We start from the raw sequence: 23,163 nt of genomic DNA, 5'->3' as shown, positions 1-23,163 counted from the left end.
GGCAGAGTAGCCATCGAATCGAGACCCGCGTGCAGGTGGGTGGTTCGGCTTCGGCTTCAGCACCAACTTGAGCCGGGCGGCTCCAGGTGTTGACCCTGGCCAGAGCCTCCCCCACGCCCGCGACTCTCCACCGCCTGAACCTCACCATCGCCTGAAGGGCTGCCCCATGAAAGAATTCTTTCTCAACGTCACCCGCTATCCGCGCTATCTGGTCGCCATCGGCCTCGGCGTGTTCAACTCGGTGCTTGAGCCGCTGGCCCGGCGGCGCAGCAACCCGGTCACCGCCGTGGCGCTGGTGGGGGCACTGGTGAGTGGCCTGGTGAGTCTTTCGCTGGTGCTGCGTGCGATGGTTGGCTCAGCACCACTGGCGTAGCAATGGCACAGACCCGACGGGTCGAGCGGGTCGCAGCTCTGATCCGGCGTGAGATCAGCGAACTGCTCGTGAACGGCATCAAAGACGAGCGGGTGTCGCTGGGCATGGTGAGCGTCACCAACGTGGATGTGGCCGGCGATCTCCAGTACTGCAAGATCTTCGTGAGCATCTACGGCAGCGAAGCCGATCGCGACCAGGCCATGGAGGGCCTCCGTTCCGCCAGCGCCTATGTGAAAGGTGAGCTGGGCCGTCGCTTGAAGATGCGCCGCACGCCTGAAGTGGTGTTCCATCTTGATCGGGGCCTGGAACGGGGCACCACCGTGCTTGGCCTGCTCAATGAGCTGGGACGCGAACGGGAGCAGCGGGGTGAGGTGCCGCCAGGCAGCGATGAGGAGCCAGGCGGCCTCGATGAGCTTCCAAGCGACAGCGACGCTGACGACCGAGGTGACTAAGCCCCCGTCCTCCAGCCTGCGGGAGCAGGTGGCCCGCCTGCTGGTGGTGCGCGGCAGCGGCCATCTCAGCGACGGCCAGCGGCGCTACCCCCGCTGGGAACTTCCCAACAGCGAGCTGCGCGACCTGCTCGCCGCCGGTGTGGGCGGGGTGATCCTGCTGGGCGGCAGCGCCGCGGAACTGCGGCTTCGCACCGAGCAGCTCAGCAGTTGGGCCAGCCATCCCCTGCTGCTCTGCGCCGATGTGGAAGAGGGGGTCGGGCAGCGCTTTGAGGGCGCCACCTGGCTGGTTCCGCCCCTGGCACTCGGTCGCCTGTTCGCCAGCGCCCGGGAGCAGGCGCTGCTGCTGGCTGGTCGCTATGGCCGCTGCACGGCCCGCCAGGCCCGCGCCCTGGGCCTGAACTGGCTGCTGGCCCCTGTCTGCGATGTCAACAACAATCCCGCCAATCCGGTGATCAACGTGCGGGCCTGGGGGGAGGATCCGGCCACGGCAGGAGCGCTGGCTGCTGCCTTTGTGGCGGCGGCGCAGGCGGAAGGGGTGCTCTGCTGTGCCAAGCACTTCCCCGGCCACGGCGACACGCTGGTGGATTCACACCTGGCGCTGCCGGTGCTCCCCCACGACCGCAAGCGGCTGGAGGCGATCGAGCTGCCGCCCTTCCGCGCCGCCATCGCCGCTGGTGTGGGCGCGGTCATGACCGCGCACCTGCAGCTGAGCGAGCTGGACCCTGAGCGCCCCGCCACCCTCTCGGCCCGGGTGCTGGAGGGGCTGCTGCGCGTTGATCTCGGCTTCGGTGGCCTGGTGGTGACCGACGCCCTGGTGATGGAGGCGATCGCAGGCCGCTGGGGGGCGGGGGAGGCGGCGGTGCTGGCCTTTGAAGCCGGAGCTGATCTGCTGCTCATGCCGGCCGACGCCCACGCCGCGATCGATGCGCTGGTGGCGGCCCTCAACAGTGGCCGGATCAGCCGGGCGCGGCTCACCCAGAGCCTGCACCGGCGTGATGCCGCGCTGGCCCACCTGGACCCGCCCGCTGACGCCGCTGCCAGCCCTGCGGCGGCGGGCCAGCTGCTGCAGGTGACCCACACGCTGGCCGCACTGGAAACGGCGGATGACCTCGCGCTCAGCCGGGAGCTGGTACAGCTCAGCACCGGCAGCCAGGGGCCCAGCGGCCTGCCGCCTGGGCCCGGAGTCAACCTGATCCGGCTCGACAGCACCCTGGCCAATCCGTTCCTGCCGCTGCTGGCACCGGCGCTGCAGAGGCCGCTGGGGAGCGGCTACGCGCCGGTGCTGATCGATGGCCGTGCCCCCAGCCCCTGGAGCGCCGACCCCCAGGCGCCGCTGGCGATCGAGCGGTTGCCGCAGGGCCCGGTGCTGCTGCAGCTGTTCGTGCGGGGCAATCCCTTCCGGGGCAGCGCAGGCGGCGAGGAACACTGGGCCGCGGTGGTGCGGCAGTTGCTGGCAGCCTCCCGCCTGGCTGGCCTGGCGGTCTACGGCAGCCCCTACCTCTGGGAGACCCTGCAACCCCTGCTGCCCGCCGAGCTGCCGGCCGGCTGGAGCCTGGCCCAGATGCCCCTGGCCCAGGCCCAGTTGCTGGAGCGGTTGGGCCTGCCACGCAGCGCCCTGGAGGGGGGCTTCACCGACTGAGCCGGTGAGGAAGGGGCACTAGCCTCGGCCCCAGCTCAGGGGCTCCTGCAATGCTCAGCCTGTCGATGATCGTGCGGGACGAAGCCGAGCGGCTGGCGGTCTGCCTCGACTCGGTGGCGGGCTTCGTGCAGGAGATGGTGGTGGTGGACACCGGCTCCAGCGACGACACCGTGGCGATCGCCAGGCAGCTGGGGGCGACCGTGCACGAGCTCGCCTGGCCGGGCGACTTCGCCCCGGCACGCAATGCGGCCATGGAACTGGTGCACGGCGACTGGGTGCTGGTGCTGGATGCCGATGAGCAACTGCTGCCGGAGGCACGGCCGGCCCTCAAGGCGCTGATGGCCCAACCGGACGTGCTGCTGATCAACCTGCTGCGCTACGAGCGGGGCGCGCGGCAATCGCCGTATTCGAACGTGAGCCGCCTGTTCCGCCGCCATCCAGGCATCCGCTGGAGCCGCGCTTATCACGCGATGGTGGACGACAGCGTGGCGGCAGTGCTGGCGTCCGAACCCCACTGGCGCATTGCCGATTGCTCCCAGCCCTGCCTGGTGCATGACGGCTACCGCCCCGATCTGCTGCTGGCCGGCCGCAAAGCGGAGCGCCTGCGCCAGGCGATGGAGCAGGAGCTGATTGAGACCCCCAACGACCCCTATGCCAGCGCGAAGCTGGGCGGCCTGGAGATCAGCGAAGGGAACCGGGAGCGGGGGATTGCCCTGCTGGAGGCGGCCCTCGCCCACTGCCCTGCCTCCGCCCGCGTGGAGCGCTACGAGCTGCTGCTGCATCTGGGCATCGGCCACGCCAGCGCCACGCCGGCGCGGGCCGAGCTGCTCTACCAGGAGGCCCTGGCCCTGGGCCTCAACCCCCGCCTCAGCCTGGCGGCACGGCTGAACCTTTCCGCACTGCTGCTGCAGCGCGGTGCGCTGGAGGAAGCCAGCCGCCTCTGTGAGGCCGCCGTACGGCTGTCTCCCGAGGTGGCGCTGGGCTGGTACAACCTTGGGGTGATCCGCCGTCGCCAGGGGGACATCGCCGGCGCCCTGGAGGCCTACGCGGCCGCCCGGCAGCTCGCCCCCGACCACGCCGAAACCCACCAGAACCTGGCGGCGGCCCAGCTGCTGGGCGGCAACATTGAGGCGGCCCGTGGCAGCTTCCGCACGGCCATCGCCCTGCTGCGTCAGCAAGGCCGCGCTGAAGAAGCCGACCGGCTTCGCCAGCAGGCCGGCGCGATCGTGAAGCTGGAGGCCTGAACCATGCCGGAGCCGCTGAATCCACCGCCGCTGAAGCTGCCACCTGTGTCGCTGCCACCCCTGCAGCACCGCTGCGTGGTCGTCACGCGCGCGGCCAGTCAGCAAGGTGAAGCACGCCGGTTGTTCGAGGCAGCCGGCGCCCGGGTGCTCGACCTGCCGGCCCTGGTGATCGGGCCGCCGGACACCTGGGGGCCCCTGGATGACGCCCTGGCCGAACTCGAAGACTTCCACTGGCTGGTGTTCTCCAGCGCCAACGGAGTGGAAGCGGTGGAAGCGCGGCTGGAGCGGATCGGCAGCAACCTGGCCGACCGACCACGGGGCGTAAAGATCGCCACCGTTGGGGCCTCAACAGCCCGCCGGCTGGAGCAGCTCGGTGTCCCGGCCGATTTCGTGCCGCCGGCCTTCGTGGCCGACAGCCTGATTGAGCATTTCCCTGTTTCAGGCTGGGGGTTGCGCCTGCTGCTGCCCCGGGTACAGAGCGGCGGTCGCACCCACCTGGGCGAAGCCTTCGCCACCGCCGGCGCCCGCGTGGTGGAGGTGCCGGCCTACGAATCCCGCTGCCCGCAGGAGCTGCCCCTGGCCACAGCAGCCGCCCTGCGGGCCGACCAGGTGGATGCGCTCACCTTCAGCAGCGGCAAGACCGTGCAGCACACCTGCGCGCTGCTGGAGCGCAGCTTCGGCAGCGACTGGCGGGCGGCTCTCGATGAGGTGGCGCTGATCTCGATTGGCCCGCAGACGAGTGTCCGCTGCATGGAACTGCTGGGCCGGGTCGACGCGGAAGCCGACCCCCATGACCTCCACGGCCTGGTAAGAGCCTGCGTGGCAGGCATCAGCAGGCCGGTCAGGTCGGTCTGAGGGCGGCGCTGATCGTTTGCTTGCCCAGGCGCATGCGCAGGCGGCCGTTCTGGACGTCGATTTCGGTGACAACCCAGCCGTTGGGAATCAGCCGGGTGGAGCGCCCGCCCTGGTCGCCGACCACCACGCTGCCGCTCTGTTCAGAGCGCTGCACCAGGGCCTGAGGCACTCCCGCAATCGCGATCACCCCGCTGAAGCGGAAATCTTCGGGGAGCCGCAGCGGCCCTGGGCCGGCCGGCCTGGAGGCGGCGCCAGCCGCCGCTCCGGCGGACTGGGGCCGGATCACCGGCGCGAAGGGATCGGGGCGATCGGTCGGCGCCGCCGCCAGCACCTGCTGCTTGCTGGGCAAGGGGGTGAGGCCGGCGAGCAGAGCTGGTGGGGCCGAGGCCGCTGCCGGGGCGGCGGCAGCGCCAGTGGGGGCAGGAGCAGTGGCAGGTGCCCCTGCGGCCTCGGCGGGTTGGGCGGGCGGAGCAGGGGCGGGCGGCGGCGGCGCGCTCGCCTCGGGCGCTCCGCCGCATGCCATCAAGCTGGAAAGCACCAGCAGGGCTGCGGGCGCCAGGAAACGCTTGCCAGGCGAACAGAACAAGCTTCCGGCCACGAAGCTGGGGCCGGAAGCAGAACGCTGATCAGGGCTGGGCATCATTTCCACGCTCGACAAGTCCACGCTCGACAAGATCCCTGAAACGATCAAGATTGGCCTGCAATTCCTTGGTGACGATGCCACCGAGGATCGAAGGCTCCATCAGTGGTGCGAGCACCCCAGGGAGTTCGTAACTCACGGTCAGTTTGACGACCGTGAGCGAATCGCCCTGAGGATAGAAGCGAACGGCTCCTTTGGTGGGCAGACCCCCCACCGATTCCCAGTGCAGCTGCTGGGCCTCCACGCGCTGGGAGATGCGGGCCTTCCAGTGAAAGCGGAAGCCCTGGGCGGCCAGGGTCCAATCGGTGATGTCCGGATCATCAAGGGTGACCACAGACTCGATCCAGCGCATCCAGAGGGGCATGGCCTCCAGATCGCTCCACACCTCCCAGACCCGCTGCACCGGGGCCTTGATCTCTGTGGTGACGCTGTGCTCCAACCAACGGCCCATGGTCGTCAGGCCGCCGCGCCGAGTGACGCCATCGCCACCGGCTGATCAAGAATCACGCCGGCCGCCAAGCGCCCACTCATGGTGGCCCCTTCCATGGAATCAATGTAATCCTGCTTGGTGTAGCTGCCGGCCAGGAAGAAGTTGCTCACTGGCGTGCGTTGCTCAGGCCTGAACGGTTCCATGCCAGGAGCCTCCCGGTAGAGCGATTGGGCCAGTTTGACCACATTGCTCCACAGCAGCGTGAGTTGGCTGGCGGACGGAAACAACTCCCGCACTTGAGCATCGACGGCCGCCACGATCGCCTCGTTCCCCTTGGCGATCCAGGGATCTCCCGGGGTGAGCACGCACTGCAGCAGCGAGCCCTGGCCTTGGCGGCGGTAATCGGCAGGGCTGGCCAGGGCGAGATCGGCGAAGCAGCTGAAATCGGCGTCTGCGGTGTAGAGCAGGTTGTTCAGGCCGGCGGGGTGCTGAAGATCGGAGCGGGCGGCCGCATGGGCTTCGCCATCCCCCAGTTCGGTCACCCAGCCGTCGTAGCGCAGCTGCACGGTGGCCACCGGCACGGCCTCCAGCCGGTAGATGTTGTCGAACTGCTCGTAGCGGCGCCAGGCACTGGGCAGCAGTTTCTGGATGCCCGGCACATCGCAGGCGGCAAGGTAGGCATCGGCCTCCACGTGGATCTCACCCTCGGGCGTGCCCAGCCGCAGACCCGTGACCTGCGGCGCCAGCGCATCAGGGCCGCTCCGACCGTCAGCACTGGCACCATCGCTGGCACCTTCACTGGCGCAGAGCTCCAGCACCCGGTGGCGCAGGTGGAGTCTGGCGCCGCGGGCCTCGATGTAATCGAGGATCGGCCGGTGCAGCCAGCGGTGCGGCGAGCCCTTCAGCAGATTGAGCTTGGAGGCCTCGGTGCGGGTGGCGAACATCAAAAAGATGGTGAGCATGCACCGGGCCGAGATCGAGGCGCAGTCGATGAAGCCGAGCGCGTAGGCGATCGGATCCCACATCCGCTCGATGCTCTTCGGGCTGCCGCCGTGGCCAACGAACCAGTCGCGGAAGCTCATGCGATCCAGCGCCCGGATCACCCCCATGGCGCCATCGGGGTCGATCAGGCCCCGCACGATCGGGCTGGTGCCCAAGGCCAGGGCATTGCGCAGTTTGTCGATCCAGTCGAGCTGCGGGGTGGTGAAGAACGCCTTGAGGCCATTGAATGGCGCCCCGACGGGGAAGCGGAAATCGAGGGCACGCAGGTCGCCGCCCTTGTTGACGAACAGGTGGGTGTGCTCCTTGGGCAGCAGGTTCTCGAACGCCCCCACCTTGCGCATCAGGGCGAAAAGGTTGGTGTAGTTGAAGAAGAACACGTGCAGCCCCATCTCGATGTGGTTGCCGTCTGCGTCTTCCCAGCTACCCACCTTGCCACCCACGAACGCCCGCGCTTCGTAGAGATCCACCTGATGGCCGGCGTCGCAGAGATCGACTGCGGCTGCCAGACCGGCCAGACCCGAACCCACGATGGCGACCCGCACCCTTGACCTCCAGAACAACGTGACTCTATGGAGCCGGCGCAGGCCGCGGCGTTCGGATGGCCGCTCCCGCCTGGCCGTTCTCGCCGGGATGCAGGAGCCCAGGCGGGGGTACGGAGGCTTCGAAAACCGGCCACCCTCCATAGAGTGCACGCACGACGTTTCCACTTTCCTCAGGCTCCGCCCATGAGCAGTTCCACCCCGACGGCCCCTGCCGCTCCCCTCACCCACACCGGCCGCGATGGCAAGGGGATCCTGATCACCGCTCCGGCCATGCATCAGCTGGGCACATTGATGCGGCAGCAGGGCGAAGAGAAGCTGCTGCGGGTGGGCGTGCGCTCCGGCGGCTGCAGCGGCATGAGCTACACGATGGATTTCATTGAGGCGGGCGGCATCCGCGCCGACGATGAGGTGTACACCTACGAACCCGATGGAGCCCCCAGCTTCCGCGTGGTGTGCGATCCCAAGAGCCTGCTCTACATCTATGGAATGCAGCTGGATTTCAGCGCCGCGCTGATTGGTGGCGGCTTCAACTTCACCAACCCCAACGCCAGCCAGACCTGCGGCTGCGGCAGCTCGTTCGCGGTCTGAGCCAACGGCTTGAACCAACGCTCTGCACCAACGGCTGGCGCCGCCACCTGCTGGCCGCCTGAGAGGCCGAGCTCCTGCCCACGGCGTGGGAATCTGAGGGGCACTTCCTTGCCGCAGTGTCCACGATGGCCACGGACGCTTCCACTGAATCCGCCTTCGAGCAGGCCATTCGCCGCTACCAGGAAGGTGACGAGCCCGCCGAACTGATCCCCGAATTCCAGGCGATCACCGACGCCGCCCCGCGGCTGGCTGCGGGCTGGACCTGCCTGGCCTGGCTGCAGCTGCTCGACGATCAGCCTGTGGCGGCCCTGCGTTCAGCGCGCATGGCCGTGAAACTCAATCCGCAGGATCCACAGTCGCGGGTGAATCTTTCGGTGGCCATGCTCGAAACCGGCGCCAAGGGCGTGCGCGAACACATCGACATGGTTCTGAGGGTCACGGCCGTGGCGCCCGAGCTGGGCAACGAGCTGCAGGAATCGATCGCCGATGGCCTCCGGCGGCGGCCCGGCTGGGGAGCGCTGGAGAAGGTGAAGGCCTGGCTGAAGGGGTGAACGGGACGGTGTCGCCCCCAGCAACGGCCACGAAACGCATCCTGCTGATCAGCAATGGTCATGGGGAAGACCTCAGCGGCAGCCTGATCGGCCAGGAGCTGCTGGCAAGCGGGGCCGAGGTGGCGGCACTGCCCCTGGTGGGCCACGGGCACGCCTACCAGCAGGCGGGGGTGCCGGTGTTGGGCCGCACCCGCACCTACAGCACCGGTGGACTGGGCTACACAAGCCTGGCGGGCCGCCTCACGGAGCTGTTCCAGGGGCAGGTGACTTACGTGATCAGGCGCCTAGTCCTGTTCCTCACCCAGTCGCGGCGTTTCGACCTGGTCGTGGTGATCGGCGATGTGCTGCCGGTGCTGGCGGCCTGGTTGAGCTGCCGGCCTGTGGTCACCTATCTGGTGGCCTATTCCAGCCATTACGAAGGGCGGTTGCGCCTGCCCTGGCCCTGCGGGTGGTGCCTGCGCAACGCCCGCTTCCAGCGGGTGTACAGCCGCGACAGCCTCACCGCCACCGATCTCACGGCCCAGCTGGGCCGCCCGGTGCACTTCCTCGGCAACCCGTTCCTGGACCGGGCGCTGGAGCCGGCGGCACCGCTGCAGCCATTGGAGCCGCGTCTCAGCACCGGGGCCAGGCTGCTGGGCCTGTTGCCGGGCAGCCGGCTGCCGGAAGCGCTGCGCAATCTGGAACTGATGCTGAAGGTGCTGGTGCGGCTGCCGCCGTCGTGGCAGCAACGGCAGCGGCTTGAACTGGTGGCAGCGCTGGTGAAGGATCTTCAGCGTGAGCTGGTGGCCCAGTGCGCCGCCCCGCTGGGGTGGACCCTGCAGGGCGACCGGCTGGAACGGGGTCCGCTGGTGCTGCACCTGGTGTGGGGGGGCTTCGCGGCGGTGGTGCAGCAGAGCGACCTGCTGCTCTCCATGACCGGCACGGCGGCCGAACAGGCCGTGGGACTGGGCAAACCGGTGCTGCAACTGGTGGGCCAGGGCCCGCAATTCACGGTCAGCTTCGCCGAGGCGCAACGCCGGCTGCTGGGTCCGTCGCTGGCCTGCAGCGATGGCGAGCCCGGTTCAAAAGCCAGCCTGGCCGGCACGGCGGCCCTGGCCACCGGCCTGCTCACCGCCCTGGCGGACCCCGCCTTTGCAGAACGCTGCCGCCGCAATGGCCTCGAGCGCATCGGGGGTCCCGGCGGCGCTGCCAGGATGGTCCGAGAGATCCATGCGGTGTTGAGCGATGTCTGAGCCGCAATCCCTGAGCGTTCGCCTGAAGGGCTGGCTCGACAACCTCCTGGTGGCCAATGTGTTTCTGGTGATCGCTGGAGCCGTGTGGTTCGGCTTGGCGATCGCCCTGCACAGCCGCAATGTTGAGGCGCCCCTGAAGCTGTTTCAGCAGCTGTGGGAGCCTCTGTTCACCCCGGCGATCGGCCTGCTGATGGCGGCAGCCGTGCTCAGCGGGATCCTGGGCTGGTGGCAGCGGCGAGCGCAGAAGCAACATCCGGATACTGGAAGCTGAACCCCTGCTTCTGCAGGCGTTCGGGCACCACTTGCTGCCCTTCAAGCACCACCTTGGCGCCGTCGCCGAGCAGCAGCTGCAGCACCGGAGCCGGCACCGGCAGCAGGCTCGGGCGGCCCAGCACTTGCCCCAGGCTGGCAGCGAAGGCCTGCATGGTGACGGGCGTGGGTGCCACGGCGTTGTAAGCACCTGCGAAGGCCGGATCCACCAGGGCGGCGGCGATCAGCCGGCACAGATCGGTGCGCTCGATCCAGCTCATCCACTGGCGGCCCGAACCCACGGGCCCCCCGAAGCCGGTGCGGAACACCGGCAGCATTTTGCCGAGGGCGCCACCGTCGGCGCCAAGCACGATGCCGATGCGCAGCTTCACGACTCGGATGCCCAAGGTGGCGCGATCGGCTGCCGCCTCCCACTGGGCGCAGAGCTGGCCGAGAAAGTCGGCCGCCGGCGGTGAGGCCTCGGTGAAACTGCCGCTCGGGCTGTTGCCGTAGTAGCCCACGGCCGAGCCATTGACGAGCACAAGAGGCGGGGTGCTCAAGCGGCCCATGGCCTCCACAAGCTCCGTGGTGGTCACCAGCCGGCTGTCGAGCAGGCGCTGGCGGTGCTCCGGGGTCCAGCGCTGGTCGGCGATCGGCTCACCGGCCAGGTTCACCACCCCCTCGGCATCGGCCAGGGCCTCGAGCACGTCGGGGCGCCTCCAGGTGGCGGAGTCAGCGGGATCTCCCTGGAGCCGGACCACACTGCCGGAGCCGGAGCCGCCCCCGGCGCTGGCGCTGGCCGGCTGCCGGCTCAGCAGGGTGCAGCTGTGCCCTTTCCGCTGCAGCAGGGGCACCAGTTCACGGCCGATGAAGCCGGTACATCCGAGCAGAAACAGCCGCACAGCAGGGAGGACGCACTGGTTCAACGGTAGGGCTGGCACCGGTGGCCGAGGCGACCGGAGAGGGGCCCTAACCTGCGCGCATCGATCACTGTCGTGATGGCTGACACCGCACCCGCCCCGATCAAGCCCGCACCGATCAAGAAAGGCAGCCTGGTGAAGGTGAATGCGGCGCTATACGCCGGCAGCCTGGAAGCGGCGGCCAGCGATCCCACGCCACCGGCCTACCTGTTCGAGGGGCCCGGCGAAGTGCTCGCCGTGAAAGGCGATTACGCCCAGCTGCGTTGGCGCCTGCCCGTGCCTGATGTGTGGCTGCAGCTCGATCAGCTCGAAGCCTGCTGAACCACATCAGAGATCCAGCCGGCGCCGCTCCTCCTTCATCAGGCTGCGGCGGCGCTTGGCTTCGCGCAGCATCTCGCGGCCGTCGTGGAGGTAGCTGTCCACGTAGCCGAGGGTGTAGCGCTCCAGTTCCGCCAAGGCATCTTCCACCTGGCTGAGGCAGTGGTAGAGGCTCAGGCCAAATCCCTTGGCCGACGACGGACAGGCCATGGAGCTGTAAAGCGTCTGCACTTTGTCGAGCTTGGCCTTGCTCTGTTCCAGGAAGGCGCAGAACGCCTCCATGAGCAGGTCGTCGTAGGGGTCGGCGGCGAGGGCGCGCAGCTCACCCGGGAAGGCCAGGATCACCTGCCCGAGCAGCCGGTCGATCGGCGCATACACCCGCTGCAGCCACACCAGCAGTTCCCCGTCGCGGGCCGCGCCGCGGCTGTCGGGGGCTGGGGCCTGCACGCGCACACCCCGCACAGACGTCGGCCTGCCGCCGCCCAGCCCAGGGCTGTGGGTGCTGTCGTAGAGACGGCGACGCTCAAGGTCGCCCAAGACCTCCCAGGCGGCATTGAGCGCCACGATCGTGGCCGCATCGCCGCCGGCATCCGGGTGGTGCCGCTTCACCAGCTGCCGGTAGGCCGCCTTGATTTCGGCGGCGCTGGCCTGGGCGCCCACACCGAGCACGGCATAGGGGTTGGCGGAGGTGGGAGGAGTGGCCATCCAACAGCCCGGGAGCGGTGCCATCATCTCCACGCTGGAGCGCAAACGCGAAAAAAAGCCCCCCGTTTCCGGGAGGCCGTGTGGTGTGTGAGGAGGGTTGAACTGGAGAACCGGTCTTCAGAACTTGAAGGTGGTCTGCACGAGGCCGCCGAACACGCTGAAGGACTGATCGCTGGGGCCGGTGAGCTGGCCGAGGGGACGGCTGAGGTAGAAGATCGCCGGAGTGATCGAGATGTTGTCGGTCACTTGGAACTTGTACCACCACTCCCAGACATAGTTGCCGTCATCCGGGCTGGTGTTGAGCCCAGCGGTGGTGCCTGACTTCAGCTGGGTGGCGAACACCGGCTGACCCACGGCCATGCCGGCAGCGTTGCCCTTGGCGAAGAGGTCCTTCCACTCAAGGCCAACGAACCAGCTTTGCGACTCGCTCACGAAGGGCGTGGCGAATTCAACGCCGCTGGAGCGCGTCTCGTTGCCGGAAAGGCTGTTGAGGCCCCAGCCGAGGCTGATCGAGGGGATGAAACCACCTTTCTTGGGCTGCCAGTAGGCGTTCACCGCCACGCTGTTGGAATCACCACTGGCCAGGAACCAGCTGTTCGAAGCGACGAAGTTGGTGCCGCGACGGAAGTTGGTGGCCTGTTGGCCGTAGCGGTAAGCCGCCGAGATGTTCCACTGGGGGGCGGTGTAGTTCAGCTGAGCCAGGATGTTGCCGCGGGCGCAATCCGTGCCGATGCCGCCCTCGGCGCTGGAGCAGGCGTCAGGGTTGCCATCGAAGGCGGTGCCGGAGAAACCCTGTTGAGCCGTGTAGCTGGCACTGGCGCTGAAGCGAGCTCTTCCCTTGGGAACGGTTTGCCTCCAGATGATGCCGGCCGCAGGGCCAGTGGCCTTGTTGTAGACGCCAGGAGCGCCATGAAGGCTGAACAGATCAAGGATCTTGTCGGCCCGGCCGTACGCCGAAGGGGTGACAGCCAGCATCTCGGTGCCGCGAGCCCTGGCGCCAAGAGTGAACGTGAAGTCCTTGCCAACGGGGAAGCGGTAGAAGAGACGATCAATGAAGACCGAATCATCGCTGTTGCCGGCAACATCAAGGGCCGTGAGGTTCACACCCCGGCCATTGAAGGCGTTGTTGAAGTTGTTCGCGCGCAGGCGGGTGAGGAGCAGGTCCTTACCGGTGAAACTCGTGTTGAAGTTCAGGCGAACGTCATAGTTGAAGGTGGTGGCGCCGAACTGGGCGTTGTAGTTTTCACGCGCCCGGTTGCCGGTGGCCGTGCCGAAAGCCGTGCTGGTGCTGTTGCCACCGGCATTGACGGCACCCAGCACGAAGGTGGCCTGACCTCGGAGTTTGGTGGTGGTGGAGAACTGGGTGGCTTCCAGTTCACCCACCTTGGCTTCGAGGCCATCCACCCGGCCCTTCAGCACGGCGAGTTCAGCTTCGAATTCCTTGAGCAGGCGACGCAGCTCGTCGGTCACCTCAGTGACGCGATCAAGGCAGGCGTTGAGCAGAGCAGCGGCTTCCCAGCGGCTGAGGGCTTGCTTGCCGCGGAAGGTACCGTCGGGATAACCGGCGACGCAGCCGTAACGCTCGATCAGGTTGGAGAGCGCCTGATAGGCCCACTCGGTGGGCTGAACATCAGAAAACTGATTGATGCTGGTGACCTGTTCCTTGACATTGGCATAGCGATTGACGCCATCCATGTTCAGGTCCGAAGCCGAAGCTGCCACGGGGGCGAGCAGGCCAAGAGCGGCAGGAGCCAGCAACAAGTGCTGAAGGCGATTCATGAGAGTCCTCACACCAATTGAGGGGATGCTTCTGTAGTGAAGCATGCAGATTGTATGAACTGGTCACGCCTTCCGCCTGTCCTGAGCTACCCGATGAAGTATCCCAGGCTACACGCGGTGATTTTGGTCACATTCGAGACCGCACCTGGGATTTGGCCAATAAAAAACCCCACCTGATGGTGGGGTCAATGACCTGATTAGCCGATGGTCGTTCACTCAAATTGGTCGTAGTGGCCTGAGCAATGTGTGAGGGGCTCAGGCCGAACGATTCAAGTGAAGAGGGACAGGATCAGAACTTGAAGGTGGTCTTGACGAGGCCGCCGAAGTTGGTCAGCGTGGCGTCGTTGAAACCAGTACCTCGGATGGTTTGGCCGAGCGGTGCACTCAGGTAGAAGATGGCAGGGGTCACGCTGATGTTGTCGGTGACCTGGAACTTGTACCACCACTCCCAGGCGTAGTTGCCGTCGTTGGGGGACAGCGCCGAGTCGTCACCCGACTGGGTGAGGAAGGTGGCCTGGCCGACGGCCATGCCAGCTGCGTTGCCCTTGATGAACACATCGCTCCACTGCAGGCCCACGTACCAGGACTGGGTCTGGGCGCCGTCGATCACGTTCGCCAGGCCGCCATTAGCAGGGTTGCCAGCGGAAGCGAAGGTGGCCTTGTGGGAGTTGAGGCCCCAACCAGCGCTGATCGAGGGGACGAAGCCAGAGGTGGAGGGTTGCCAGTAACCGCTGACGCCAATGGAGTTGACGGCGCTGGAAAGGGCAAAGCCGGTGACAGCCAGCGGGGTGCCGTTGCCGCCGTAGAGGCCAGCCTGACCAGCTTCAGGGCTGGTATAGACGTAGGCAACAGCCAGACCGTAGTTGGGCTGGGTGTAGGCAACCTGGACGGTACCGGTCTGAGCCGAGCCGGAGGTGCCGATGCCACCCTCGCTGGGGTTGCCTGAGTTGCCGTTCACAGCAACGTAGTTAGCGCTGACGCTGAAGCCGTCCTTCTGCCACCAGAGGCCAGCACCTGAGCCGAGGGCAAGGCTGTAGGCACCGGGAGCGCCGGCGTAGGTGAAGATGTCGAGAACGGTGTCAGCGGGATACACGCTCGGCCAGACAGCCAGCATGTCGTCCTGACGGACACGGCCACCCACGGTGGCGGTGAAGCCGGTGCCGATGGGGAATTGGTAGAAGAGGCGGTTGATGCCGACGCTATCGGCACCGGAAGGCTCTTCAAAGCCGGCTTCAAGGGCGTTGAGGCCGACAGGACCATTGCCCCAAGGGGAGGAGCCGAAGTTACCGGCGCGCAGGCGGGTGCGCAGCAGGTCTTTGCCGGTGAAGCTGGTGTTGAAATCAAGCTGGAGGTCGTAGTTGAAGGCGGTAGCGCCCTGCTGGTTACGGGTGACTCCAAGAAGGCCTTGGGCGTTGGAACCACCAAAAGCGTTGGCGCCAATCACGAAGGTGGCTTTGCCGCTCAGCTTGGTGGTGGTGGAGAACTGATTGGCTTCCAGTTCGCCGACTTTGGCTTCGAGGCCATCGACACGGCCCTTGAGCACGGCCAGTTCGGCTTCGAATTCCTTGAGCAGACGGCGCAGCTCGTCGGTCACCTCAGTGACGCGATCGAGGCAGGCGTTGAGCAGAGCAGCTGCTTCCCAGCGGCTGAGGGCTTGCTTGCCGCGGAAGGTGCCGTCGGGATAACCGGCGACGCAGCCGTAGCGCTCGATCAGGTTCGAGAGCGCCTGGTAGGCCCACTCAGTGGGCTGAACGTCGGAGAACTGGTTGATGCTGGTGACTTGCTCCTCAGTGGCGTACTGGTTGACGCCGTCGAGGTTGAGTTCTGCAGCGGACACGGCCATCGGGGAGAGAAGCCCCAGAGCGGCAGGTGCCAGCAGCAGTTGCTGGAAGAGTTTCATTGTGTCCTCACACAAAAAGGGGCGCAATGCGCCGACCACATCTTCCCGGCAGCTTCAAGCAGCTACCAGGTCGGATGTGACAGAAAAGACAATGGACGGTGTGCGCTACGGCTTGCCACCCGGTGGCTCGCCGGCTGCTGGCCGGTCCACACTGGGGCGCCCAGCTTGAACATCCTGGCTTCCCGTTCCTCTCGCGCCTGGCCGTGGTGGCTGGGCCTTGGCCTGCTTTGGCTGCTGAGCACCTTCGCCGACAGGCTCTGGTTGCGGCTTGATCAGCGGTTGCCGGCCTGGGATCAGGCCGAATACCTCAACACCGCCGTGGACCATGGCCGCGCCCTCGGCCTGCTGGCCGGCGGCGGCTGGCAGGGCTGGAGTTCCCTGCTGGATCTCTCCCCGAAGATTCCGCCGCTGGCCAGCCTGGTGAATGGCAGCGTGATGGCCTTCAGCGGCGACAGCCCGGACGAGGCCAGCTGGGCACTGGCGATCTGGCAGTTGCTGTTGCTGGTGGTAGTGGCCTGTTGGGGCCGTCAGTTGGACGGGCCCAGCTTCGGCCTGCTGGCCGCCACGCTTGTGTGCCTGGCGCCCGCCATGGCAGCGCTGCGGGTGGATTTCACCCTGGACCTGCCGCTCACTGCCACCGCCATGCTGGCCCTCTGGCGGCTGGGATGCTGGTGCGCCCCCGCTCCGCAGGGTGGACGCTGGAGCCAGGCGCTGACGGCGGCAGCCGCTGTGGCAGCCGCCGTGATGGTGAAGCAGAGCGCCCTGCTGGTGCTGCTGCTGCCGTGCCTGTGGGCCGCCGGCACAGGCCTGCGGCAGCCGGGTCGCCGCCTGCAGGTTGGGGCCGCCCTGGCTCTGGTGCTGGCCGTGGCCTTCCCCTGGCTGAAGCACAACTGGATCACCACCATCGGCGGCACCAACCGGGCCGTGCTCGAATCGGGCGCCGCTGAAGGCGATCCATCGCCCCTCAGCCTGGCCAGCCTGTTCTGGTACCCCAAGCTCTGGCCTGCCCAGCTCGGTACGCCGATGCTCGCTGCCGGGGCCGCGGGGGCGGCACTGGCAGGCTGGCGGCGCTGGCGTGGTCCGGCTTCATCGCCGCGGAGACAGGGATCTGGGCCACCAGAGGAATCCAGCAGCAGGGGCTCCGGCTGGGGCTGGTTGCTGGGGTGTGCCATCGCCGGCTGGCTGTTCACCAGCCTCAGCCCGAACAAGGACGCGCGTTACATCGCCCCGGTGCTGCCATTGCTGGTGATGGTGCTGGCACGCGGTTGGTGGGTGCTGCTGCTGGCGGCCCGGTCGCGCTTCGGCCACCGGCTGGGGGTCGCGCTGCTGGGCGCGGGCCTGCTGGGAACAGGGGTCGCCACGGCCGCTGGGCGTGCCGAAGACCTGCAGCCTCGCGCGAAGGCGCCCGTGCCTGACATCGTCAACCTGCTGCGCCAGCGCGTGGGGAACGCTCCGACCACCGTGGTGGTGATCCCCACAACCGCTGACGTCAACCAGCACAACGTGAGCACCTTCGGGCGCCTGGGGGGCGGGCAGCTGCTCGGGCGGGAAAGCGGCAAGCAGGAACGGGAGCATGCCCTGGTGCTGCAGCAGGCCCAATGGCTGCTGCTGGCCAGCGGTGACCAGGGAACGAAGCGCAAGGAATCCAGGCGGCTGAGCCACAGCGTGCGCAGCGATGGCCGCTTCAGCCTGGTGCGCAGCTGGCCCTGGAGCAGAGACCGCCAACTTGAGCTCTGGCAGCGGCGGCCCGATGCGCCGGCAGCGGCGCCGTTCGATGCCCGCTTCATCGCGCTTGCCCGTGGTCTTGAGCAGGGCCCAGCGGGCCTGGGCGCCGTGTTCGACGCGATCGGGCCGGAACATCAGCTCGAAGGGCACTTCCTCTATCAGGAGCGCGTGCGCGCCTGGGCGGAATCCCAGCTCAACAGCAACCCTGCCGACCGCGAGGCGCTCTGGTCGCTGGCGCTGCTGGAGGTGCTCCAGAACCGCCCGGCCGCCGCCGCCCAACGGTTCGAGCGCCTGGAGGCGGTGGACCCGACCAATCCGTGGCCGAGTGCGTACCGCGCCGTGGTGCTGCTGGCCGATTGGCGCCCCTGGCAGGCGGCGGCTGTGGCCGAGGCGGCGCGCCTGCGCCACGACGAACCGGTGCTGGACGGGCTGATGCACGTGGCCGGCAGCCTCGGCGGCGATCTGCGCCGCATCCCCGGCACCCGCGCCGCCGTTGAGGCGGCGATTGCCTCGGTGGAGGCCCGCATCGAAGCCGGCGCCAAAGAGGGCCGGTAGCCTCCTGCCCACGCCTGATCTCTGCCGATGGCCGCTGCGGCGCCGGCTTCCGCCTCCAAACCCGCCACGACCCTGCCGCTGTGGCTTCCGCTGCTGGTGGGGGCCACGTTGCGGCTGATCCAGATCCAGGCCCCGATCCTCGGCATCCACAGCTGGAGGCAGGCCGACACGGCGGCGATGGCCCGCAACTTCGCCGAGCAGGGCATGAACCTGCTCACGCCTCAGATCGACTGGGGCGGAGCTGGCAGCGGCGTGGTGGAGGCGGAGTTTCCGCTGTATCCCTACACCGTTGCGCTGCTCTACCGCTTGTTCGGGGTGCAGGAGTGGTTGGCGCGGGGCCTGTCCGTGCTCTGCAGCCTGCTCACGATCGTGCTGGTGGTGCGGATCGGCCGCCAGCTGGTGGGGGAGCGGGCCGGCTGGTGGGGCGGACTGTTCTATGCCCTGCTGCCGATTCCAGTGTTCTACGGACGCACCGTGCAGCCGGAAGCGGCGCTGATGCTGCTGGCGGCCCTCGCGCTGGAACGCTTTCTGGCCTGGTTGCGCGGCGGCAGGCTGGCGGCCCTGGGGGTGAGCTGGCTGGCCTTCACCGCCGCCTGCCTGATCAAGGTGCTGCCCTTCCTGTGGCTGGGCCTGCCGCTGTTGTGGCTGTGGGGCCAGGCCCACCGCTGGAAGATCGCGCGGCGGGCGGGCAGCTGGCTGTTTGCCCTGTTGGCGCTGGCGGTCACGGCGGCCTGGTACTGGCATGCCCACCAGCTGGGCCTGGCCAGTGGCCTCAGCTTCGGTTTCTGGGGCGGCGAGGCCAACCGTTACAGCTGGACCGACCTGTTCGCGCCGGGGTACTGGCTCGGGCTCGGGCTGCGGGTGAGCGTGCGCAACCTGGCCGTGCTGGGGCTGCCGTTGCTGGTGCTGGGCCTGCTGGCCAGGCCCGGCCCGCAGGCGCGCGTGCTGCCGGTGGGGCTGGCGGCCGTGCTGCTGGCCGGGGCGCTGGCGCCGGAATCCAGCGCTGTGCATGAGTATTACCAACTGCCGCTGATGCTGTTCGCCTGCCCGCTGATGGGCCTGGGCTGGGTGCGTCTGCGGCAGCAGGCCACGATCTGGGGGCGGCAAGGGGCCTTGGTGCTGCTCACGCTGCTGATCCTGGTGAGCCTCACGGTGCTGGGTGTGGATTACTGGAGCCGGGAACGGGTGGCCGGATCCCCGGTGTGGGAGCTGGCGCAGCAGATCCAGGCGCGCACACCGCCCGGGGCCAAGGTGGTGGTGGCGAGTGGTTCCGACCCCACCGTGCTCTATCTGGCCAACCGCAAGGGATGGCTGGTGAGCCCTCAGCGGCTGATGCGGCGCGATGCGGCGGCCTGGCGGGCGGGCGGCGCCGATGCGCTGGCCGGCAGCTTCGCGGTGATCGAAAGCTATGAACCCTTTCCCGATGGCGAGCGCAAAACGCGCCTGAAACGCTGGGTCTGCGACCAGCCACCGGGCTGCCAGAGCGGCCCCAGTTTCGTGATTCCGCTGCCGGCCGCCGGGGCCGTGCCGCCGGCAGGCTGAGCCCATGACCGCCCGTTATTCCCAGACCCCGCCCCGCGCCGTTCCCTGGCGGGGCCTGCTGCTGCTCTGGCTCGCCGCTGTGGTGCTCGCTGTCGCGGGCCTGGGCAACCTGCCTTTTCGCGACTGGGACGAGGGGATCGTGGCGCGGGTGTCGCTGGAGATCGCCAACCGGGGCCTGCCGGAAGGCTGGCTGCCCACGATCTGGGGCAGTCCCTACCTCAACAAACCGCCTGGGCTGCACGTGCTGATCGCCGCCACCATCGGCCTCTGGCGCCAGCTGAGCCAGGCGCCAGCGCAGGCGCTGCCGCCGGAATGGGTGGTAAGGCTGGTGCCGGCCCTGCTTTCCTCCCTGGTGGTGCCGGTGGGGGCCCTAGTGCAGCTGCAGCTGCGGCCAGGCGACAGCCGTGCCGCCCTGGCGACCGGGGCGATCCTGCTCACCCTGCTGCCGGTGGCACGCCACGGGCGGCTGGCGATGCTGGATGGGGCACAGCTCACCGCCATGGGGCTGCTCTGGTGGGCGCTGCTGCGCAGCCGTTCCAGCGGGGCCGGAGCGGGTTGGCGCTGGGGGCTGGCTGCCGGCCTGGCTGGCAGCGCGCTCTTGATGTTGAAGGCCCCGATCCTGCTGCCGGTGCTGGCCGCCGGCCTCGCTGGCCTGGTGCTGGATCCGGAGCGGCCGCGCCGTGCCCTGGCGCCGCTGCTGGCGGCCCTCGGCGTGGGCCTGCTGCCCGGGCTGGCCTGGCACGGCTGGCATGCGCTCATGCGAGGCAGTGACGCGCTCTGGCTCTGGGGCGGCGACGGGGTGACCCGGGTGCTGCTGGAGGCGGGCGAAGGCAGCGAGCTGGGCTGGCGGGTGCCGGTGATCGAGGTGCTGGAGGGCGGCTGGCCCTGGCTGCCGCTCTGGCCCCTGGCGGTGGTGATCGCCTGGCGACAGCGCCATCGCAGCTGGGGGCGCTGGTGCCTGGTGCTGCAACTGGTGATCGCCGCTTCAATCCTGCCGCTGCGCACCCAGCTCCCCTGGTACAGCCACCCGCTATGGCTGCCCTTCGCCCTGCTCTGCGGGCCACTGCTGGCCGCTCTGATGCAGCCGTCCGAAGACCTGGGCCGGCAGCGGATCCTGCGGCGCCTGCCGTGGTTCTGGGCCCTGCTTGGCGGCGCGCTGCTGCTGCTGCCTCTGGTGGTTCTGCTGGCCGGCGGCGGCAGGCTGGCACCACTGGCGCCGCTGGTAATTCCGGCGGGGCTGGGCCTGCTGGCCGGCGGCATCCTGCTGAGCCGCCCGGCGGCGTTAGGTCGTCAGCTGGGGGCGGGTCTGTTGGTGGCCGGGTGGTGGCTGTCGTTGCTGTTGTTCTTCCAGAGTCCGCTCTGGAACTGGGAACTGAATGAAACCTGGTCGGTGTTGCCGGTGGCTGAGCTGGCCCGCAGCGGCAACGCCGGGGAGCCGCCGCAACCGGTTTACCTGGCGGGCAAGGCGGCCCAGCGGCCCAGCCTGCGCTGGTATGCCCAGGGAGCCATCCAGCGACTGCCGCGCGGAGAGCGGCTGTCTGCGCTGCCTCCCGGTGGGTTCGACTTCATCCAGCGCGCCGTTGACCCGCTGCCGGACAGCCTGCTAGAGCGCAACGTGAGCTGCCGGCTGGAGGGCCTGGCGGAACCCGACTGGCAGCGCTGGCGCTGCCGGCTGCCAGGCGATCCGGCGGGCTGAAGTGTGTGCTGGCAGCGAAAAGCTGAGGACTGAGGACTGAGGACTGAGCAGAACGATGCCCCCACCCGCGGACCGAAGCCTGCGAATGGGGGCGCTCGCCGGATCCGCTATGGCGCGAAACCGTTTGACGTTGGAACTAGCTGCCTGAAATCAGACGGCGTTCTCCGCGATCAGCAGACCCTCTTGAAAACAACTGTGACTCACGGGCACCTCCTCCTGAAAACAGGACAACGACAGCCGGCGGGGCCTGCGGCTCATGCCCGAAGGCGAGCCACCCCACTGCTGACACAACCTCGAAAATCTAGCGACGATTGCTGTTAAAGGCGACTAGGAATCCGCCAGCGCGCGGTCGATGCAGCCCGCCAGTTCCGGCTTTGAAGGCACCTGGCGGCGCAGCACAAAGGCCCCATCCCGGCAGGCCACCACGCCATAGCGGCCACTGGTGAGCTGTTCCCGGGTGCGCTCACGCAGCGCCCTCTCCACCCCACGCTCGGTCTTGAACACCTGGCGGTAGGGGTGGTAGTAGGCGGGGAAGGCGGCGATCCAGTCGACAGGGCGCACCTGGCCGTCCCTGTCGCGGTAGGTGTCGTTGCGGGGATAGCGAAGCGCCACCTCCCGGCCCGCCAGCCTGGGCAGCAGCGGGGTGTCCGCTGCCACGGAGGCCAGGGGAGGCACGAGGTCCACCATCTCCCTGGCCGTGGCCGCGCGGCGCAGCATGCCAGGGATCGACACATGCACCCAGGGATCAAAGCTGTCGGGGATCAGCGCCGAAAAGCTGCGGTAGGGATTGCTGGTGAGAGTGAGCACCAGCGAGAGGGCCAGGGCACCGGTCCAGCAGCGGCGAAAGCCACGCTGCTGGAACAAGGGCAGATGCGTCTGCCACCAGAGCATGGTGCCGGCGAACAGGGCCGGCACCAGGAACATCACATAGCGGAGCGTCACCGACAGCGCGCTCATCCCCTGGGAAACCAGCGGGACAAACAATGGTGCCGCGATCAGCAGCCCCACATCCACCGAGCGCAACGGGATCAGGGCCAGCGGCAAGGCGATCGCCAGCAGGAAGGTGAGGGTGCGGCCGGGGGGTGAGAGCAGTTCCCGCAGCAGCAGGCCGGGCTGTTGCAGCATCGACTGCAGCAGCACCAGGGTGCCGCCGCCTTCGCGGCCGGCCATGAAGGGCGCGAACTTCTCCTGCATGAAGCGGTCGGAAAGATCCGCACCGAACTGCGGCTGCACCACGGCGGTGAGCAGGGCCACATAGGCCACGCTGTAAATCATCACCACCAACCCCTGGCGGCGCGAGCCAGGGCAGCGCACAAGAGCCCACAGGCCGATCGAAAACGCCGTGATGCCGGCGTCCTGGCGCACCAGGCACAGCAGCACCAGCCAGAGCAGGGTGGTGCCCCAACGGTGCTTCAGCAGGCTGCGGATCAGCAGGAAGCCAAGCAACGGAATCGCACAGAGATCGTGGTAGTTCTCCACCAGCGGGCCGATCACCGTACCGGCAGCGAAGTAGGCCACCGCAAGCCGCACCGCCAGGGGCTCCGGCAAGACCTCCTGGGCCATGCGAAACAGCACAAGTCCGGCGGCTGTCAGAAGCACCACCTGCAGCAGCGGCAGAGTCCAAAGACCCAGCAGCGATAACAACGGCGCCGCCATAACTGTGAGCAGATTGCTATGCTGAGCGATGTGCAGATAGCCCAGCTGAGGCGGCAGATCATGCACCGTGACCGCCGCAGAAAGCTCAGAGGAGAGCGTGCTCTCAAACGGGTGGCCCTGCCAGGTGGACCAGAGCAGCTGATAAAACAGCGCCTGATCAAAGCTGGCCGTGAAACTCGCCAGCCGCCACCACTGCACCAGCAGGCCGAGCGCAAAGAACAGCACGGCCGCCCAGCGCAGCGGCACCGGGTAAGGACGCAGCAGGGCACCGAACCAATGCCGAAGGGCTTCAGGCATGGGACCGGATGAACGGAACGCGAGGCCCACCTTATGGGCAGGCCTGCCGGGCCACCATGAGGGCTGCGCGGGCGAGCCGCTGGTGGCCCAAAAAAAGCGCCCTTACGGGCGCTTCATGCATGGAGTCAAGAGTCTCTGAAGCAATCAGAGAGCGTTACCACGGGGCAGAACCTCTTCAGGGAAGACGAAGTTTTCATGCGGCTGGTCAGCCGGTGCCATCCAGGCACGCAGACCTTCATTCAGAAGAATGTTCTTCGTGTAGAAGGTTTCGAA

General features: G+C 68.0%; 21 protein-coding genes and 1 pseudogene. 13 read left to right on the top strand and 9 right to left on the bottom strand.

All coding sequences use genetic code 11. From position 1 onward, the window contains the following. The first annotated feature begins 166 nt into the window (after positions 1-166). From KBY97_RS13310 to KBY97_RS13290, 5 genes are read left to right on the top strand one after another with little or no spacing between them, the layout of a single operon-like run. Complete coding sequence (locus KBY97_RS13310; RefSeq protein ID WP_255147625.1) at positions 167-373, top strand: DUF751 family protein; 207 nt, start codon at positions 167-169, stop codon at positions 371-373. A gap of 2 nt (positions 374-375) precedes the next feature. Then, positions 376-825, top strand: coding sequence for a 30S ribosome-binding factor RbfA (gene rbfA / locus KBY97_RS13305; RefSeq protein ID WP_255147624.1), 450 nt, complete (start codon positions 376-378; stop codon positions 823-825). Then, complete coding sequence (locus KBY97_RS13300) at positions 818-2,464, top strand: glycoside hydrolase family 3 N-terminal domain-containing protein (protein WP_255147622.1); 1,647 nt, start codon at positions 818-820, stop codon at positions 2,462-2,464. The genes rbfA and KBY97_RS13300 overlap by 8 nt, the downstream gene beginning before the upstream one ends. Before the next feature lie 50 nt (positions 2,465-2,514). Then, the gene (locus tag KBY97_RS13295; protein WP_255147621.1) at positions 2,515-3,708 is read left to right on the top strand and encodes a TPR domain-containing glycosyltransferase; all 1,194 of its coding nucleotides are present in this window, start codon (positions 2,515-2,517) and stop codon (positions 3,706-3,708) included. Positions 3,709-3,711: 3 nt separating this feature from the next. After that, positions 3,712-4,563, top strand: coding sequence for a uroporphyrinogen-III synthase (locus KBY97_RS13290; RefSeq protein ID WP_255147619.1), 852 nt, complete (start codon positions 3,712-3,714; stop codon positions 4,561-4,563). On the opposite strand, the gene KBY97_RS13285 is transcribed toward KBY97_RS13290, so the two are convergent. The 3 genes from KBY97_RS13285 to zds are packed head-to-tail and all read right to left on the bottom strand — an operon-like array spanning position 4,550 to position 7,177. Then, complete coding sequence (locus KBY97_RS13285) at positions 4,550-5,161, bottom strand: hypothetical protein (protein WP_255147617.1); 612 nt, start codon at positions 5,159-5,161, stop codon at positions 4,550-4,552. The genes KBY97_RS13290 and KBY97_RS13285 overlap by 14 nt on opposite strands. Before the next feature lie 28 nt (positions 5,162-5,189). Then, a complete protein-coding gene (locus KBY97_RS13280; RefSeq protein WP_255147616.1) occupies positions 5,190-5,654 on the bottom strand; it encodes an SRPBCC family protein in 465 nt (154 codons plus the stop codon). A gap of 5 nt (positions 5,655-5,659) precedes the next feature. After that, positions 5,660-7,177 (bottom strand): 9,9'-di-cis-zeta-carotene desaturase, encoded by a 1,518-nt coding sequence (zds, locus tag KBY97_RS13275; RefSeq protein WP_255147615.1) that lies wholly within the window; start codon positions 7,175-7,177, stop codon positions 5,660-5,662. 183 nt (positions 7,178-7,360) lie between these two features. On the opposite strand from zds, the gene KBY97_RS13270 reads away from it, so the two are divergent. The 4 genes from KBY97_RS13270 to KBY97_RS13255 all read left to right on the top strand — a co-directional run bounded on the left by KBY97_RS13270 (position 7,361) and on the right by KBY97_RS13255 (position 9,819). After that, positions 7,361-7,765, top strand: coding sequence for an iron-sulfur cluster assembly accessory protein (locus tag KBY97_RS13270; protein WP_255147614.1), 405 nt, complete (start codon positions 7,361-7,363; stop codon positions 7,763-7,765). 125 nt (positions 7,766-7,890) lie between these two features. Next, complete coding sequence (locus KBY97_RS13265) at positions 7,891-8,316, top strand: hypothetical protein (protein ID WP_255147613.1); 426 nt, start codon at positions 7,891-7,893, stop codon at positions 8,314-8,316. A gap of 8 nt (positions 8,317-8,324) precedes the next feature. Continuing rightward, complete coding sequence (locus tag KBY97_RS13260) at positions 8,325-9,548, top strand: lipid-A-disaccharide synthase-related protein (RefSeq protein WP_255147612.1); 1,224 nt, start codon at positions 8,325-8,327, stop codon at positions 9,546-9,548. Further along, positions 9,541-9,819 carry a hypothetical protein gene (locus tag KBY97_RS13255; protein ID WP_255147611.1) on the top strand — a complete coding sequence of 93 codons (279 nt, stop codon included), beginning with the start codon at positions 9,541-9,543 and terminating at the stop codon, positions 9,817-9,819. The genes KBY97_RS13260 and KBY97_RS13255 overlap by 8 nt, the downstream gene beginning before the upstream one ends. Here the strand turns inward: KBY97_RS13255 and KBY97_RS13250 are convergent. Then, positions 9,755-10,699, bottom strand: coding sequence for a TIGR01777 family oxidoreductase (locus KBY97_RS13250; protein ID WP_255147663.1), 945 nt, complete (start codon positions 10,697-10,699; stop codon positions 9,755-9,757). The genes KBY97_RS13255 and KBY97_RS13250 overlap by 65 nt on opposite strands. A gap of 96 nt (positions 10,700-10,795) precedes the next feature. On the opposite strand from KBY97_RS13250, the gene ndhO reads away from it, so the two are divergent. Beyond that, positions 10,796-11,038: an NAD(P)H-quinone oxidoreductase subunit O gene (gene ndhO, locus KBY97_RS13245; protein WP_255147610.1), complete on the top strand. Its 243-nt coding sequence runs from the start codon at positions 10,796-10,798 to the stop codon at positions 11,036-11,038. A 6-nt stretch (positions 11,039-11,044) separates the two neighbouring features. On the opposite strand, the gene KBY97_RS13240 is transcribed toward ndhO, so the two are convergent. From KBY97_RS13240 to KBY97_RS13230, 3 genes are all read right to left on the bottom strand, one after another. After that, a complete protein-coding gene (locus KBY97_RS13240; protein WP_255147609.1) occupies positions 11,045-11,740 on the bottom strand; it encodes a J domain-containing protein in 696 nt (231 codons plus the stop codon). A 117-nt stretch (positions 11,741-11,857) separates the two neighbouring features. After that, positions 11,858-13,519, bottom strand: coding sequence for an iron uptake porin (locus KBY97_RS13235; RefSeq protein ID WP_255147608.1), 1,662 nt, complete (start codon positions 13,517-13,519; stop codon positions 11,858-11,860). Between the two features lie 289 nt (positions 13,520-13,808). Further along, entirely contained in the window at positions 13,809-15,419 is a 1,611-nt protein-coding gene (locus KBY97_RS13230; protein WP_255147607.1) for an iron uptake porin, read from the bottom strand. 165 nt (positions 15,420-15,584) lie between these two features. Here KBY97_RS13230 and KBY97_RS13225 point away from each other — a divergent pair, with 165 nt between their 5' ends. From KBY97_RS13225 to KBY97_RS13215, 3 genes are read left to right on the top strand one after another with little or no spacing between them, the layout of a single operon-like run. Beyond that, a complete protein-coding gene (locus tag KBY97_RS13225; protein WP_255147606.1) occupies positions 15,585-17,699 on the top strand; it encodes a glycosyltransferase family 39 protein in 2,115 nt (704 codons plus the stop codon). Positions 17,700-17,726: 27 nt separating this feature from the next. After that, positions 17,727-19,241, top strand: coding sequence for a glycosyltransferase family 39 protein (locus KBY97_RS13220; protein ID WP_255147605.1), 1,515 nt, complete (start codon positions 17,727-17,729; stop codon positions 19,239-19,241). 4 nt (positions 19,242-19,245) lie between these two features. Then, a complete protein-coding gene (locus tag KBY97_RS13215) occupies positions 19,246-20,937 on the top strand; it encodes a glycosyltransferase family 39 protein (RefSeq protein ID WP_255147604.1) in 1,692 nt (563 codons plus the stop codon). Positions 20,938-21,264: 327 nt separating this feature from the next. Here the strand turns inward: KBY97_RS13215 and KBY97_RS13210 are convergent, their stop codons facing one another. Further along, the gene (locus tag KBY97_RS13210) at positions 21,265-22,890 is read right to left on the bottom strand and encodes a DUF2079 domain-containing protein (protein ID WP_255147603.1); all 1,626 of its coding nucleotides are present in this window, start codon (positions 22,888-22,890) and stop codon (positions 21,265-21,267) included. Positions 22,891-23,034: 144 nt separating this feature from the next. Beyond that, positions 23,035-23,163 (bottom strand): annotated as a pseudogene (locus tag KBY97_RS13205) (photosystem II D2 protein (photosystem q(a) protein)); the annotation flags it as partial.

Source organism: Synechococcus sp. ATX 2A4, from assembly GCF_024346375.1.
In the GTDB taxonomy this organism is placed as follows: Bacteria; Cyanobacteriota; Cyanobacteriia; order PCC-6307; family Cyanobiaceae; genus MW101C3.
The sequence above is the reverse complement of the archived record's forward strand: the minus strand, read 5'-3'. Positions and strand labels throughout refer to the sequence as shown.